At 46.8% G+C, this 15,586-nt stretch carries 15 protein-coding genes; 8 read left to right on the top strand and 7 right to left on the bottom strand.

Features of this window, described 5'->3' with window-relative positions; translation table 11 throughout:
* The first annotated feature begins 85 nt into the window (after window positions 1-85).
* Window positions 86-457 carry an SMI1/KNR4 family protein gene (locus ACYVGR_RS15130; protein ID WP_460958051.1) on the top strand — a complete coding sequence of 124 codons (372 nt, stop codon included), beginning with the start codon at window positions 86-88 and terminating at the stop codon, window positions 455-457.
* 177 nt (window positions 458-634) lie between these two features.
* Here ACYVGR_RS15130 and prfA read toward each other — a convergent pair whose 3' ends face one another.
* Window positions 635-1,708: a peptide chain release factor 1 gene (prfA, locus tag ACYVGR_RS15125; RefSeq protein WP_460958049.1), complete on the bottom strand. Its 1,074-nt coding sequence runs from the start codon at window positions 1,706-1,708 to the stop codon at window positions 635-637.
* 192 nt (window positions 1,709-1,900) lie between these two features.
* Between prfA and ACYVGR_RS15120 the strand changes: the two genes are divergently transcribed.
* Window positions 1,901-2,491, top strand: coding sequence for a hypothetical protein (locus tag ACYVGR_RS15120; protein ID WP_460958047.1), 591 nt, complete (start codon window positions 1,901-1,903; stop codon window positions 2,489-2,491).
* A 104-nt stretch (window positions 2,492-2,595) separates the two neighbouring features.
* Here ACYVGR_RS15120 and mnmH read toward each other — a convergent pair whose 3' ends face one another.
* Window positions 2,596-3,651 carry a tRNA 2-selenouridine(34) synthase MnmH gene (gene mnmH, locus ACYVGR_RS15115; RefSeq protein ID WP_460958045.1) on the bottom strand — a complete coding sequence of 352 codons (1,056 nt, stop codon included), beginning with the start codon at window positions 3,649-3,651 and terminating at the stop codon, window positions 2,596-2,598.
* Window positions 3,652-3,726: 75 nt separating this feature from the next.
* The gene (locus tag ACYVGR_RS15110; RefSeq protein WP_460958043.1) at window positions 3,727-4,470 is read right to left on the bottom strand and encodes a pyridoxine 5'-phosphate synthase; all 744 of its coding nucleotides are present in this window, start codon (window positions 4,468-4,470) and stop codon (window positions 3,727-3,729) included.
* Window positions 4,471-4,626: 156 nt separating this feature from the next.
* Here ACYVGR_RS15110 and ACYVGR_RS15105 point away from each other — a divergent pair, with 156 nt between their 5' ends.
* The 4 genes from ACYVGR_RS15105 to ACYVGR_RS15090 all read left to right on the top strand — a co-directional run bounded on the left by ACYVGR_RS15105 (window position 4,627) and on the right by ACYVGR_RS15090 (window position 8,410).
* Complete coding sequence (locus ACYVGR_RS15105) at window positions 4,627-5,076, top strand: GatB/YqeY domain-containing protein (protein WP_460958041.1); 450 nt, start codon at window positions 4,627-4,629, stop codon at window positions 5,074-5,076.
* Window positions 5,077-5,178: 102 nt separating this feature from the next.
* Entirely contained in the window at window positions 5,179-5,706 is a 528-nt protein-coding gene (locus ACYVGR_RS15100; protein ID WP_460958055.1) for a CvpA family protein, read from the top strand.
* A gap of 59 nt (window positions 5,707-5,765) precedes the next feature.
* Window positions 5,766-6,812: a dual-specificity RNA methyltransferase RlmN gene (rlmN, locus tag ACYVGR_RS15095; protein ID WP_460958039.1), complete on the top strand. Its 1,047-nt coding sequence runs from the start codon at window positions 5,766-5,768 to the stop codon at window positions 6,810-6,812.
* Between the two features lie 176 nt (window positions 6,813-6,988).
* The gene (locus tag ACYVGR_RS15090; RefSeq protein WP_460958037.1) at window positions 6,989-8,410 is read left to right on the top strand and encodes an inorganic phosphate transporter; all 1,422 of its coding nucleotides are present in this window, start codon (window positions 6,989-6,991) and stop codon (window positions 8,408-8,410) included.
* Between the two features lie 80 nt (window positions 8,411-8,490).
* Here ACYVGR_RS15090 and ACYVGR_RS15085 read toward each other — a convergent pair whose 3' ends face one another.
* The 4 genes from ACYVGR_RS15085 to ACYVGR_RS15070 form a co-directional block, all read right to left on the bottom strand.
* Entirely contained in the window at window positions 8,491-9,186 is a 696-nt protein-coding gene (locus ACYVGR_RS15085) for a 3-keto-disaccharide hydrolase (protein ID WP_460958035.1), read from the bottom strand.
* 26 nt (window positions 9,187-9,212) lie between these two features.
* Window positions 9,213-10,055 carry a formylglycine-generating enzyme family protein gene (locus ACYVGR_RS15080; protein WP_460958033.1) on the bottom strand — a complete coding sequence of 281 codons (843 nt, stop codon included), beginning with the start codon at window positions 10,053-10,055 and terminating at the stop codon, window positions 9,213-9,215.
* Between the two features lie 9 nt (window positions 10,056-10,064).
* Window positions 10,065-12,392, bottom strand: coding sequence for a DUF7133 domain-containing protein (locus tag ACYVGR_RS15075; RefSeq protein ID WP_460958031.1), 2,328 nt, complete (start codon window positions 12,390-12,392; stop codon window positions 10,065-10,067).
* 129 nt (window positions 12,393-12,521) lie between these two features.
* On the bottom strand, window positions 12,522-13,334 hold the full coding sequence (locus tag ACYVGR_RS15070) for a lysophospholipid acyltransferase family protein (RefSeq protein WP_460958029.1): 813 nt from the start codon (window positions 13,332-13,334) through the stop codon (window positions 12,522-12,524).
* Window positions 13,335-13,620: 286 nt separating this feature from the next.
* Here ACYVGR_RS15070 and ACYVGR_RS15065 point away from each other — a divergent pair, with 286 nt between their 5' ends.
* Entirely contained in the window at window positions 13,621-14,313 is a 693-nt protein-coding gene (locus ACYVGR_RS15065) for a porin family protein (protein ID WP_460958027.1), read from the top strand.
* 218 nt (window positions 14,314-14,531) lie between these two features.
* Window positions 14,532-15,563: a fatty acid desaturase gene (locus ACYVGR_RS15060; RefSeq protein WP_460958025.1), complete on the top strand. Its 1,032-nt coding sequence runs from the start codon at window positions 14,532-14,534 to the stop codon at window positions 15,561-15,563.
* The last annotated feature ends 23 nt before the right edge of the window (window positions 15,564-15,586 follow it).

Below are 15,586 nucleotides of genomic sequence, written 5' to 3'. Positions count from 1 at the left end.
GTGTTATATTAGTCACTCAAAATAAGCCCTAAAATTGTCAAGCTATTTCAGGGCGATACAGAAAATCCATCCTTCTTAGATCAGTATGTACGAAGAGTTGATTAATAATCTCTCTCTGAGTGATAAGCCGGAGAACAGCGAGTTTTTCGAGCTGGTTGATCGATACAGCTCTGTTCTTCCGTCTGATTACTTAGACTTTATTAGGCTACATAATGGGGCAGATGGACTTGTTGGAGATAACTATTTGTCATTGTGGCCTATCTCCGATGTTCTTCAAGTGACCCAATCTCACCAAGTTGATGATGACCCTTACAAGCAGTTTGTCATTATTGGTTCAACTGGCTACTTTCATTATGGAATTTGTGATCGGATGTTCTACGAATTGGATATGATCGATGATAGCTATTCGAAAGAAGTAGGTAACAGCTTGACCGATTTTTTAAGGACTTTCAGGTAATAATAGCAGCAGTGATTTTTTGAATCAAACCTATTCTATCACCCGTTTTCAGGATAAGATTGCTCTTAGTATTTCCACATAACATAATCGTAGTTATTGGTCATCTCTACAATAAGTACAAAAATAGGGATCCTACATCGACACAATATAGGATCCCTATTTTTGTACTTATTTTATTTACGCCGTCGCTCCTTCCTTCAACCGCTCCGCGTTTTCGGCGATGCGGAGTTGCTCGATAAATTCGCCGATGCCACCGTCCATAACAGCGGGGAGATTATAGACTGTCATGCCAATTCGGTGGTCGGTTACACGGCTTTGGGGGTAGTTATACGTCCGGATTTTGTCGGAACGGTCGCCACTGCCGACCATTGTTTTACGCTGCGAAGCAATCGCTTCGTTGTGTTTCTGTAATTCAATTTCATACAAACGCGACCGTAACACTGTCAGGGCTTTGTCGAAGTTTTTCAACTGCGACCGTTCATCCTGACACTGCACAACCAAACCCGTTGGAATGTGCGTCAGACGAACCGCCGAGTACGTCGTGTTTACGGACTGACCACCCGCTCCCGACGAACAGAACGTATCTTTCCGGATGTCGTTCATGTTGAGTTCAACATCCACTTCTTCCGCTTCAGGCAGCACGGCTACGCTGGCAGCCGAGGTGTGAATACGGCCCTGCGTTTCGGTAGCTGGTACGCGTTGGACACGGTGTACACCCGATTCGAACTTGAGTTTGCCATACACATCTTCGCCTTCGATCTCGGTAATGATCTCTTTGTAGCCACCCGATGTTCCCTCGGTATAATCGACCAGCGACATGCGCCAGCCCATTTTCTCGCAGAACCGTTGGTACATCCGGAAAATATCGCCCGCAAAGATGGCCGCTTCGTCGCCACCGGTACCGCCACGGATTTCGAGAATGACGTTTTTGCTATCGTTGGGATCTTTAGGCATCAACATCTCTTTGAGCGTTTCTTCCATGGTTTCCCGGCGAGGCAGCAGCTCGTCTAATTCTTCTTTCGCCATTTCCCGAAAATCTTCGTCCTTTTCAGTTGCGATGATTTTCTTTGCATTTTCGATCTCTTCGAGCAGTTGAGTATAGGCCTGATACTGCACGACGATTTTTTCTAAATCTTTATATTCTTTGCTCAGCTTCATAAATCGCTTCTGGTCAGAAACGACTTCGGGCTGTACAATTTGTTGAGCTACTTCGTTGAAGCGTTCACGAATGGCTTCTAACTGATCAAGCATGAGTTATAACTTTATTTGTCGTTCCAGCGGAACAACAAGAGGATGTGACAATTAAGAAATACAAAATTACGAAAATCTCATGGTTCGGCACTCCGATGGTTTGGTGTTGTATTTATTCAATTGCAACCAAGCAGCCGACAGGATGGTTTTCCTAACAAACGACGAAACGAAATTGCATTAAGTTCCTATTGTATGATACGCTCTTTTCTTCTGTGTTTCCTGTTAATCAGTTTTTTATCAGCCTGTAACCCAGAGCGGGTTCATTATACCAGCGAACTGAAGGCAGAAATGGCTGATTCGAAAATCAAGCGGATCACGAATGCTGATATTATTGAAACAGTAGATGATTTGGGCGGAAAGATTAGTGCCGCTGTAGAGAAAGATCTGACGACCCAGCTTCAGAAAGCGGCCAAGCCTGCCGAAAAAACGAAACTTTGTCAGTTGCAAAACCTGCCTCGGGCCAAAGCGATTGCCGATCGATATGACGTAGATATTCGCCTTCTGGGCGAAGCGGATATTCAGAATATGAAGTTGGATATTAAGGAACGCGATATTCTGGATGCTTACCTGTACAGCGTGAAGCAGAAACAGGCCCCAATCTCTAACATTCAGAAAATTAACGATACCCTGTTTGTCTATAACTCCGTTGTGCCAGCCAGCAATCCAATCTGTAAAGCCTGTTTTGGCAATCAGGAAACGGCCTTCGCCGTCTGGCACATAGGCTTCAATAAACGCGAAGTTGTTCGGCGAATGAATTCAAGCGTTAAAAAGAAGCGGTCTTAATTTCTGACATAACTGGCGCGGGTATTCACCCGTGTCTACAATCTCGTCAGCATTCGCTGATGCCTTTAACTAGATAATTTTTGTGTCAGTGAATACTGACGAAATTATGGGAACGGGTGAATACCCGCGCCAGTATCTTCATTTGCCCATTCGATCAATTGCCGAGCCGTTTGGGCAGGGCTATCTTCCTGAACAGCTATGGGATGAACACTTGCGGCCTCTCGCTCTGATAGGCCGTGCAAATAGGCTTTATCATAATAGTGCAGGGTCAGATCAGCAACCGTGGCGTAGTCCTGATTGTCTAACGCCGTAAGCGCATCTTTAATAGCTTTGCCGCCAAGCCGTTTTCGGATTCGTTCGGTAGCTTCGACCAGTAGCTTGTGATCAATACCGGCGTACTCCATTACCAATCGTTGTATGCGGATTTCTTTCGGTACATCGATAAACGCAACTGGAGCGACTCGCATCTGCTGCCAGAGAGCCATTGGAACGAAACAGGAACCAATGCTCCGGCTTTCATCTTCAAGCCAGATTCGACGGCTGGTATCTAACGTCTGTAGCTTCTGGAAAAGCAGATTCTCGAACTGTTCATTGGCAGGTTGCGCCTGCTGCCCAATAGCGCCATAGGAAGAACCCTTATGATTAGCCAGCCCTTCAAGATCGATGGTCTGTTCGCCCTGCCGGGCCAGCTCTTTTAAAATGTCCGTTTTGCCACTTCCCGTTTTCCCGCCAAGAATAAGCAGTTTTCGAGGCTCAGCGAAAGTTGCCAATACGGCATTGCGATAGGCTTTGTAGCCACCTATGAGCGTCGAAGCCGTTAGCCCGGCGGTATCTAGTAACCAGGCAAACGAACCGCTACGCATACCACCTCGCCAGCAATGAACCAGAACCTCCTTATTCGTCGGATTGAGTTTTTTCGACTGCTTGACAAAATCGGCGAGTTTAGGGCCAACCAGACTAAGCCCCAATAGAACAGCCGCATCTTTCCCCGCATTCTTGTATTTCGTGCCCACCTGTGCCCGCTCGTCATTGTCGAACAGTGGAATACTCACCGCGCCAGGAATATGCGCATGATCGTACTCTCCCGGTGACCGAACGTCAATGACGGGCAGATTTTGCGCTTTTTCAAGAAAAGCCTCAACAGGCAACTGGTGGACCATCGGGAACCGGGATTTATTTGATTTAACTGACCGACTATGATTTTATTATTCTATTCGGAGAAACCGAAGGCAAAATCATAGTCGGTCAGTTAAATCAAATAAATCCTGGTTCAGACAGCGCAAATACATCTGAATCGTATTTTCTAACCCAAAATAAAGCGCATCGCAAATAAGCGCGTGACCAATTGACACTTCCTGCAAACCCGGCACCTGCTCGTCGAAATAACGCAGATTTTCCAGACTCAAATCGTGGCCTGCATTCAGGCCCAGGCCTAATTCATTGGCACGTTTGGCTGCCCGAACAAAAGGAGCCACGGCCTCTTCCCGATTTTCGGCGTAGTGGGTAGCGTAAGGCTCCGTATATAATTCAATTCGGTCGGTACCAACGGCTTTAGCCCCCTCAACCATGCGCTCGTCAGCATCGACAAAAATGGAGACGCGGATACCATCAGCTTTGAAGGTGTCAATGAGGTATTTAAGATGGTCGGCATGGCGAATGGTATCCCAACCCGCATTGGAGGTAATCGCGTCAGGAGCGTCGGGAACCAGCGTTACCTGGTCAGGCTTTACCCGTTTTACCAGTTCGATAAATCGCTCGTCGGGATTGCCTTCAATATTGAACTCGGTTGTAACAACTTCGTGGAGGTCCAGAACATCCTGATAACGAATATGCCGTTCGTCGGGACGAGGGTGAACCGTGATGCCTTGTGCGCCAAAACGTTCGCAGTCGAGCGCTACTTTAACAAGGTCGGGGTTATTGCCGCCCCGAGCGTTTCGGATGGTGGCAATTTTGTTGATATTTACGCTTAATCTAGTCATTTCTCAAAGAGCGAATGAGTGAAAGAGTGAATGAGTGAACCGGAATTCAACATCATAGCAAATAGCTTCGTTGGATTCGTAACTTTGCCAAAAGAATGAAGGTTCATTAATTGAGAACCGCTCTTTCGCTCATTAACTCATTCGCTCATTAAAAAGATGGCTTTAAAACAACAAATCGACGCCGATATAAAACAGGCTATGCTGGCTAAAGATCAGGACAAACTTCGCGCGCTACGGGCGGTGAAGTCAATGATTCTGCTCGAAGAAACTAAAGAAGGCCAGTCTGGTGATCTGAAACCCGAAGACGAAACCAAAATTCTAACCAAAGCGGTAAAGCAGCGGAAAGATTCTGCCGACATCTATCGTCAGCAAAACCGCGCCGACTTACTCGCCGTAGAAGAAGCCGAAATCGCCGTTATTGAGAAATACCTGCCGAAACAATTGTCGGAAGATGAATTGAAAGAGAAACTACAGGCAATTATGGGCCGGGTTGGTGCATCAGCTCCATCGGATATGGGTAAGGTCATGGGCGTAGCGACCAAAGAACTCGCTGGCCAGGCCGACGGGAAGGCAATTTCGGCCATGGTGAAGCAGTTACTTTCTTAAAGAGTGAAAGAATGAATGAGTGAATGAGCGAATTTGGGCGCACTCACTTTTCGTTCTTTCACTCATTCACTCTTTCGCTCATTGAATACCCTCGACATTCTCATGCTGATTCCCCTTGCCTGGGGGGCTTTTAACGGATACCGCAAAGGTCTTCTGGTGGAGATCGTTGCGGTCATTGCGTTTGTGGTGGCCATGATTGTCGGGTTTAAGTTTCTGGCGTTTGGGATCGACTTGCTTAGTCCGTATATCAGCCGGGAGATTGCCCGGAAAATTCTGCCGTGGCTGGGCTTCTCTGTCATCTTTTTTCCAACCGTTCTGATGATCAATCAGATGGGATTTGCTATCCGACGATCATTAAAATACTCACTATTAGGTACGTTCGATAGCGTAGCGGGTGCTGCTGTCGGTCTTTTTACCTGGGTTTTTGGAATTAGTGTTATCCTTTGGTTGTTAACCCATATGGGCGTAAAAATGCCCCCTCGCCAGACAGAAACCGCGTTTTTGTATCCGTACATACGGCCCATTGCCCCCAAAGTGATGGATAAAGCCGCCGTCTGGGTGCCTAAAGGCCTGGAAGCTGGAAAAAAATGGCAGGCAGAAAATGTAAAGAGCGAAAGAGTAAAAGAGTGAAAGAGTGGCTGACGCGCCATTTCACTCTTTCGCTCTTTTACTCTTTCGCTCTTTAAATCATGAAACAAGACATCCGTAAACTGACCGCTGTTCAGTTAAAAGACTGGTTTGCGAAAAACGGCGAACAGGGGTTCCGGGCCAAACAAGTCCATGAATGGCTCTGGAAAAAATCGGCACTTTCGTTTGAGCAGATGACGAATCTTTCGCTGTCGACGCGGGAGTTGCTGAATACTAATTTTGAAATTCGACCGCTAACCGTTGACCAACAGCAACGCAGCAACGATGGTACGATCAAATCGTCGTTTAAGCTGTATGATGGCAATCTGGTTGAAGGCGTACTGATTCCAGCCCTTCGTTCGGACGATACAGATCGTATGACGGCCTGCGTATCGAGTCAGGTGGGTTGTTCGCTGACGTGTAAGTTTTGCGCCACAGGCTACATGGATCGCAAGCGGAATCTGGACGCGGCTGAAATCTACGATCAGGTCGTTGCCATTGATCGGCAGGCGAAGGAAAACTACGATGTACCGCTCTCGAATATTGTATACATGGGCATGGGTGAGCCGTTGTTGAATTACAAAAACGTGCTCGAATCTGTTGATCGCATCACGTCGGCTGATGGGCTGGGGATGTCGCCGAAGCGGATTACCGTTTCGACGGCGGGCATTGCCAAAATGATTCGGCAACTCGGCGACGATGCGGTGAAATTCAATCTGGCTCTATCGCTCCATGCCGCCAACGACCTTAAGCGTGACCAGATTATGCCCATCAACGAAAGTAACACGCTGGAAGCTTTGGGCGACGCCTTAAGTTATTTCTATAAAAAGACGGGTACTCGCATCACGTTCGAATATATTCTCTTCTACAATTTCAACGATACCTTGCAGGATGCACAGGAACTCTGGAAGTTTACGAAGCGTGTTCCTGCCAAGGTTAATATCATCGAGTATAACCCCATTGCAGAAGCTAATTTCAAAAACACTGATCCCCAAACGCTGGATAAGTTCGCTGGATACCTCGAAAATAAAGGTGTAACGGTAAACGTTCGTCGGAGTCGAGGTAAGGATATTGATGCTGCTTGTGGTCAATTGGCGGGTAAAAAGTAGAGACGCGACCCTTCGCGTCTTTCATTCGAATGGACTAGCTGACATATCTAAGACGCGAAGGGTCGCGTCTCTACTTAACAATTTGGTAATACGGGTATCCTCAGTTTGTCTTACTTTTGTGGCAATCATTGGCTTACGGACCCACTGTTAGCCTGTCTACAGAAGATATCCCTCGTATGTTTGGATTAGAAACGGATGTTTTTATCCTCCTCTTCATCAGCTTATTTGCTGCTTGTGCTTTCGAATTCGTTAATGGTTTCCACGATACAGCGAACGCTGTAGCCACCGTTATTTACACCAACTCCCTGAAACCAACCGTTGCCGTTGTTTGGTCTGGGATCTGCAACTTCACTGGCGTTCTGTTGGGTGGAATCGGTGTGGCTATGGGAATTGTGAACCTGCTCCCGGTTGAATTACTGGTCGACCAAAACGTTTATCACAGTGTGGCAATGGTACTAGCCTTGCTACTAAGCGCTATTATCTGGAACCTGGGAACCTGGTATTTTGGGATTCCCAGCTCAAGTTCGCACACACTGATTGGCTCAATTTTGGGCGTAGGTCTTGCTTTCTCAACCTTACCTGATAACAAAACGGGTGCCGCCGTTAACTGGGACAAAGCCATCGAAACGGGCGAAGCTCTGCTTTTGTCACCTTTGTTAGGTTTCAGTTTGGCCATTGTGCTTATGTTTGTTCTTCGCCGGTTGGTGTCTGAAGACGCAAAAGCGCAACTCTTTAAAGAGCCGAAGAAAAATAGCGAACCACCAACCTGGATTCGGGCTATTTTGATTGCTACCTGTTCACTGGTAAGTTTTTTTCATGGTAGTAACGATGGACAGAAAGGCGTAGGGTTGATTATGCTGATCCTGATTGGGATTGTACCTTACCACTTTGCGGTTAAAGCCGACCTTGATCCGCGTTTGATGCAAACGAACATTACGGGCATTGAACAGACAATTGCCGTGCTGGATTCTAACCAACTTTCGCCCGTTAACCGTGACCGGCTGGCTCAAACCCGTACCGAGCTGAGTGAATTAAAACAGTTGATAAATAGCTCACTCGTAGACAATAAAATTCCGAATGAGAAACGATTAGATGTTCGGAAGGATTTGCTGCTCATTAATAGCAATATGAAACGAATTACCGCTGACGAAGGGGCGAACGTAAGTGCGAGCCAGATGGCGGTGTTAAACAAAAGCCTTGGTGAAGAAAGTGGCCTTCGTCGTTTTACGGACTACGCGCCTTTTTGGGTTATTTTGATGATTGCGGTTTCATTAGGACTCGGTACAATGATTGGCTGGCGCCGAATTGTGGTAACCGTTGGTGAGAAAATTGGTAAGCAACACCTAACGTATGCACAAGGTGCTTCGGCTGAATTAGTTGCTGCAACGATGATCGGCTTTGCCTCCTGGTTAAAATTGCCAGTTAGTACCACACACGTATTGTCATCCGGTATTGCCGGAAGCATGGTTGCCAGTAAGGGTGTCAAGAACTTACAGGCTGATACAATCAGAAACATTGCCCTCGCCTGGGTGCTTACCTTACCTGTTTCGGTATTGCTTTCCTTTACTCTATACCTTTTCTTCCGCTGGATTTTATAAAGAGTTGTAGCGTGGACCTCTGGTCCGCATAGCTAGGCTGTTTTAAGTTAAGCTATGCGGACCAGAGGTCCACGCTACTTTTACAGTTCTTTAATAGCAATGTTGCGAAATCGGTGAGCGGCACCAGGTTTCCATGAATTAGCCATATTAAAGGACTCTGCGGCTGCTGAATATACTGCCGACCAGTGCGCTTGTAGCCCAATCATCCCTTTTGTTTCGCCAGCAACGAAGTCATTAACTGGTTCCGTAACCTCCCACATTTGCTGGCCGTTTATCCACAGGGTTATATGTGGAATTTCACCTTCCATTCGGATGCGGAATGAATTCCAGTCGCCGGGTTTCCAGACTTGGGCGATGGTTTTCGCCTGAGCGCCTTTGCTCACATTCATCCGTTCGCCTAATAGATCACCCAAACCACCGGGCGTTGCTAATTCGACTTGATAAGCGGCTCCGCTTTCGGTAGAGCGGATAAAGATGCCCCCGTTGCAAAAGGAGTCAATTTTAGCTTCCAGATAGAGTTCAAAATTGCCGTATTTTTTGTCGGTTAACAGGACACCGCCTTGTCCGTACGGATACTGTTTCAGCGTAATGACGCCATTTTCTACGTAGAAATTGCCCGTTGTTCCCTGATGCGACGTTCGGCTGGTGTGCCAACCCTTTAAGTCCTTCCCGTTGAAAATAGGGGTGAATCCGGTGGGGATTTTACCGATTTGAGCACTGGCGAAGCTCGCTATTAGGGACAGGAGTAGGAGGCTAGTTATTTTTTTTAAGGACATGATTAATAAAATTTCATGTTGGAGTATTAACGAACTTCCATTACAACGCGAAAACCGACGTCCCATCCGTTGCCCGGCCCGGCTGCGTGAGTCATGTAGGTTGCATTTTTTACATCGCCCATAAACGAGGCTCCTTTCAGCACATGCTGGCCCCCTGATTTCGGAGCGATAGGGTCGGCAAAGATTTTCTCGTTGTAATAATCCTGAACCCATTCCCAAACATTGCCTAGTGTATCGTAAAGTCCCCAGGCATTGGGCGTTTTCTGGCCAACTTTACTGGTTGTTTTAGAGCCCATCTGAGCCGACGTCCAAATCGCTTTCCAGGAAATGTCGTCCTGGGCACCAGCACGAGCAGCATATTCCCATTCAAATTCGGTGGGCAGTCGGTAATGATGATTTTTGTCCAGCGAGTTTAATTTCGTCAGAAACTTTTGGACATCCTGCCAGCTCACCTGCTCGACTGGGTGTTGGTCTGCCTCATCCTTAACTTTATCTCCTTGAAAGGCGGATGGATTGGTGCCCATTACCTGTTTCCATTGGGCCTGAGTAACCTCAAATTTACCAATGTAATAAGGGCGACTAATCTTTACTGGGAAGCCAGGTCGAGCATCTTGTTTTACTAACTTCTCGGCTAGTTGGTAGTCATTTTGCGTCCACGGCATTCCGGAATCTTTACTTGCTGATACTGTAGAAGTCGCTGGCTGGTGAGGGTAGGGTGGCTGAAATCGTCCGACGGTCATACTACCGGGCTGAATGAGTACAAACTCCATACCGATGCTATTCGTATGAGTCGGCTCTTGAGGAAAGGCCGCCGATGCATAAAGCACAAACAGACAGCCTAGAAGACTTTTCACAAAAGGTGTGTTCATTGGTTTGAGCTATTTGTGAGACTTGTCTTTATCATCTGGTTTGCTCCAGTTCGTGCGTTCCGCGCGACCTAACTTAAATATTTCCAGTTCTTGTTGGGTCATACCCGCTGGAATAACGGGTGTATTGGCGCGGGTATAAGCCACCTCTTCGGGCGTGACAACCGATGATTTGTTGCCCAATTCGCTGCTGTTTCGGACATAGCTTAAGACCGAAGCAATCCATTTATCGTCATTGGCCGCCATCGATGGCATCATATCGGGATAGGTTTTGCCATCTACGGGGCCTCTCATACCGTTCAGTAGCAGCTGCATCAATAGCGTTTTATCGCCTTTCACACGTGGCGAGCCAACCAGAGGAGGAGCGGGCATTTGTTTGCCACCCATCTGTATGCCTTTTCCATCGGGACCATGACAGGTGGCGCAGAGCTGTTTAAAAATCGTAGCTCCTTTAGTGACTAAAGCGCGGTCGGCGGGGCTTAAATTCCGGGTGCGTTCTTGCTCGGCTTGAAGAATTTTCTGCGACTCGGCAAAGGTTGTAAACGAAAATTGCATTAACTCATTTTTTGGATTTTCGGCCAGCAGCGTTTTGACAAGCGCCTGCGTTTGGGGTGTTTTATGGCTGCGAAGCGACAAGGCCAACTGGATGCGTACATCGGCACTTGGGTCATTTTGTAAGGTAGCCAGCTTTGAAATTACCTCCGCATCTTTCTTCTTGAGATAGTACTCGCTGATCCAGACAGCGGTTTTACGAACCTGTGCATCGGTATCTGTAAACGCTTTGAAGAGCGTCGGTTTATCAATCGCTTCCAAGCCTTCTAGCGTCCATAACGCATGAATACGGGCCAACGGACTGGGTTGTTTGGACAAAGACGCTTTTTCGCCAATGGCTATTTGTTGTAATGCAGGCACGACTGATTGATCGTTACGCACGATGAGCAATAGTTGAGCATTGTCGCGCCACCAGCCATTGGGGTGATCTAAATACGTTACCAATTGACTGCTCGACTCCTTCAACATGTTGGGTTGCTGGGTATCGCGCTTGAAATCTTCGTGAACTACCCGGTAAATGCGTCCCATCCCCCGATTCTTGTACAAGCCTTTTTGCTGAATGATACCGCCTAAGTACGAACCGGGCTTTGTCCACTCGCTTTCCTGAATGATGCCGTGGTACATATCAACAATGTAAAAACAGCCATCGGGACCTGTATACGTGTTAATCGGGCGGAAATTCATATCGGCAGAAGCCAGCCAATCTTTCTGCTTATAGGCATCTTCAATGTAGATTTTACCATCTCGGTTACTTACTTTTCCACGCTTAATAATCCGCCCTACGGGTTCTGGAATAAAATAATCGCCCTGCATATCGGCGGGTAAGCGATCTCCCCGGAAAATAGACTGTCCGCAACCGGCTGTGAATTTGTTCAGGGTATTGTCTTCGGGCCGTAAAGCTTCTCGACCACCTTGCGCATCCACATTGCCTATAATTGGCCAGGGCTTCGTAAAATCTTCGGAATATTGGTCGGCAAAGTTCAGGGCACCGTAAGCTGGGTTTTGCTGAATTTGTACGGCTGGTAAGCCAGGCCCAGCTTCTGAATAAAATAAACGACCATAATTGTCAGTCGTCATACCCCATTGACCAATCATATTATCGACCAGCGTATCGGCCAGGAGTTTGCCGTTTTTGTATTTGTACCGCAGATTATCACGAGTCGGATAAATCCAATTGTCCAGATTCCAGATCATCCCACCGTTCTGATGCTCCAGATTTCGGGAGTCGATGGCATCATTCTTAAAGACGATTTTTTTCTCGTCAGCTTTCCCATCGCCGTTGGTATCCCGATAACTCCATATATGCTGAACGTTGGTAATGCCCACTAACAACTGATCACCTACGGGCAGAATGGTGCGAGGTAGTACGAGGCTATCAATGAAGATGGTCGATTTGTCCATCTTGCCATCGCCATCGGTATCTTCCAGACGTTTGATCCGGCTAGTTGGGGCATATTCGCCAGTGGCGCTGGCGTCTTTCATGTATGTATTCATCTCGGCAACATACAATCGGCCGTTACCGTCCCAGGCCATCGCCACAGGTTCCTGAATCATCGGTTCGCTGGCGACCAGCTCCATGTGATAGCCCGGCGGAAGTTGGATTTTTTTTATGCTCGCTTCTGGCGACAAAGGCTCCACAGGTGGATTTGTGTCCTGAACAACGCGGGCAAAGTCGTTTCCAGAGGAGGATTTGTAGGACTGGTTACAACTGGAAGCTAGTAAGCCTAGTACTAATGCGCAGGCGGGTAATAAACAACTCTTTAGGGTCGGATTTACATACAATCTCATAGCCATTCGTCTTTAGGAATAAGTCGTTCGCCGTTTTGGGCAAGTTCGTTGGCGTGTAGTATAAAGACGAGTTCTATGTAACCTACTATAAACTATGCGGGTGAATAGGAAGCATGACTTGCGTTGTGACTAACTTTTTTCCTGCGCCCACTCTGGGGCATCCTGCTCAATGGCATGACGCACTTTAGCCACGATCTCGTCGACCGTATCGTCTGGGCTGTAGTGTAACGGAGCTTTAAACTGAACTGTCAGAAGAGTATTCCGTTTTTTAAAGCGCAACCCTTTTTTATCGAAAGCGCGTCGAAAACCGTTGATAACTACCGGGATAACAATGGGTTGGTTGTTTTTTAAAAGATGTCCTGTGCCTTTCCGAACGGGAGCGTAAGGGGTGGTGGTACCCTGAGGGAAGCTAACAACCCAACCGTGCGCAAGAGCTTTTGCAATTTTATCATTGGCCGTCGTATCCACGGCACGCTGGACTTCGCGGCCTTCAGCCCGCCAGGATCGTTCGATGGTTAGCGCACCTGCCGCCGACAGCACGCGGGGCACAAACCCTTTTTTCATGGTTTCAGATGCGGCTACATAATACTGTCGGGCACGTGGGCCAAATAAATAGACAGGAGGAACAATCGTGTTCTGAAAACCCCATTTTACAGCGCAGAAAATCTGAAAAAAGGCAATCACATCCGCAAAATAGGTCTGATGATTCGACAGAAACAGCACATTATTGATCGGAAGATTTTCCAGATTTTCTGTCCCTTCGATCTCAATCCGGTTCACAACCGTGTAGCGGGCATAGGTTAACCACCCAACAATACCAATGAGTATTCTTCTGATTAACAGTGAACTACCGAATGGATCGCACTCAAATAGGCCCAGTAAGTCCAACGGCATCAGAAACTTAGGCAGGTAGCTGAATTTAGTTGGCTTAATGTATTTCATGGTTAGGTTAAGATTATAGGTAGTTGGTAAAGTTACAAGGACGCTACAATGTTTTCAAGAAAAAATACAAACTACTGATTGCCAGTGATAAACATTTAGTAAATGAGGACGAATTGAGGGCTGACGATAGACAGGCATAATTTTTTTTATAGACTGGTTAATCCTTTCGGCAATGGCTTCCTCTAACAGACATAATCGCAAAAAAATAACCACTTCGCCTATCGCCGACACTTTACACAATCAATTTCAGGTTCTCATTTTCTAGTCAATTTTTCCCTTCAATACCATGAAACGAATTGTGCTTGCCGGTGTTCTTGCCTTCTTTGGCTTGTTTGTTACCCAAATTTCTGTTGCTCAGGTTCAGGTCGGTATCCGTGGTGGTGCCAATGCTGGGTTTGCCTCAAAACCCGATTTTTTGGGCAGTATGATGCCTGATTTTCATCCGACAATTGGCCCAACAGCGGCTCTTTTCTTAGATATTCCATTGAGTGAGCGCGTCTCATTCCGTCCCGAAATCGCTTATGTACAAAAAGGCGTTGCTATTAAAGAAGGTATTGACCTCAATCTCGGCGGATTTAACCTCCCAATAGGGGCTACCATTGCCTACCAGTCGCAACAACTGGAAGTGCCGCTGTTGTTTAAATTTAACTTATCCGATGGACCTGTTCAACCTTACCTGATTGCAGGACCTTCTGTAAGCTACGCGCTTGATGGTCGGATTCGTACCCGCGCTTCGGGCTTGATCACGACAAAGCCTTATGACATTGATGTCAACTATGGCGGTATGTTAAATTGCTGGGACGTTAGTGCTGTGGGTGGCCTTGGTCTCGCATTCGATGCGGGTGCTGGTAAGTTCTTTATCGAAGGCCGTTACACAAATGGCTTTACGCGTCAGATTCAAGTACCCGTCGTAAATGTCAATGTTCGGAATCGCGGAGTTGCTTTTTCGTTGGGCTATTCATTCCCAATTGGATATTAGATAGATGAGGTATTTCCTCATGTACATAAAGAGTTTTATGTTTTTGTTGAATCAACCTGAATTAGTAAAGGCGAGACGGCTCCGTTTCGCCTTTCTCGTTTACAGGAAAATATGATTAAAGTCAGGAATTTTTCGGAAGAATTAATAGCGTTACTAGTTGAAAATGTGTTAATTTTACTATTCGTATTCACTGTATTTGTACTGGCGATACCTTATTTATGGCAGCATTAACTGATTTTGTTCGGTCGAACACCACCGAACCACACCGAATTCGTACTCGACAAATCCTTAAATCTCACCCCGAAATTAAGAAACTGATCGGCCAGAAAAACCCGAATACGTTTTGGGTGGCTGCCTTTTGTGTAGTTCTTATGACGGGTATGGCCTGGCTCGTTCGTGACCAGTCGTGGTGGATTGTAGTTGCGGCTGCCTGGTTTATTGGGGCATTCCCGGCCCATACGCTATTCGTTTGTATTCACGAAGCGGCTCATAACCTGATCTTCAAGAAGCCCGCAGCTAATGCATGGGCAGCTATTTTTGCAAACCTACCAACCGTATTTCCAACAGCACTAACGTTTAAGAATTTCCATATCAAGCACCATGCTTTTCAGGGGGTTCACGAACTGGATGCCGATTTGCCGGACTGGTATGAGGCTCGATTAATCAAAAATTACGCTATTGGTAAGGCGATCTGGTTGTTGTTCTATCCTATTTTTCAGGGTATTCGTACGCTACGGATGAAAGAGTTAGCCGTTTTTGATAAATGGGTAATTGCCAATTTTATTGTTCAGATCACATTTGACGTACTGATTGTAACCTTGTTTGGCTGGAAAGCATTGGCCTTCATGGTGTTGTGTCTGTTCTTCTCGGTTGGACTTCACCCACTGGGCGCGCGCTGGGCTCAGGAGCACTTCCTGACGCTTGATCCACAGCAGGAAACCTACAGCTACTACGGCCCACTTAATGGCCCTAACTTAAACGTTGGGTTCCACAATGAGCACCACGATTTTCCTTCTATTCCCTGGAATAAGCTACCCGAAATTAAGAAATCGGCTCCCGAGTATTACGAGTCACTGAAATACCATACATCGTTTGTGAAGCTATTTTTCCTCTTTCTGTTTGATCAGGAGATATCACTTTATTCGCGTATTGTTCGTAAGGAACGTGGTCGTGTCCCCGTTTCCGATCAATCGAAACCTGATATGGAATTAGTGCAATCGCAGGCTGTTCCGGCAGAAACCGCAGCCTAGCCAACGTTTATAAGTTCTATCAA

The organism is Spirosoma litoris, assembly GCF_054776755.1.
This window is presented reverse-complemented; position numbering and strand designations above follow the sequence as displayed.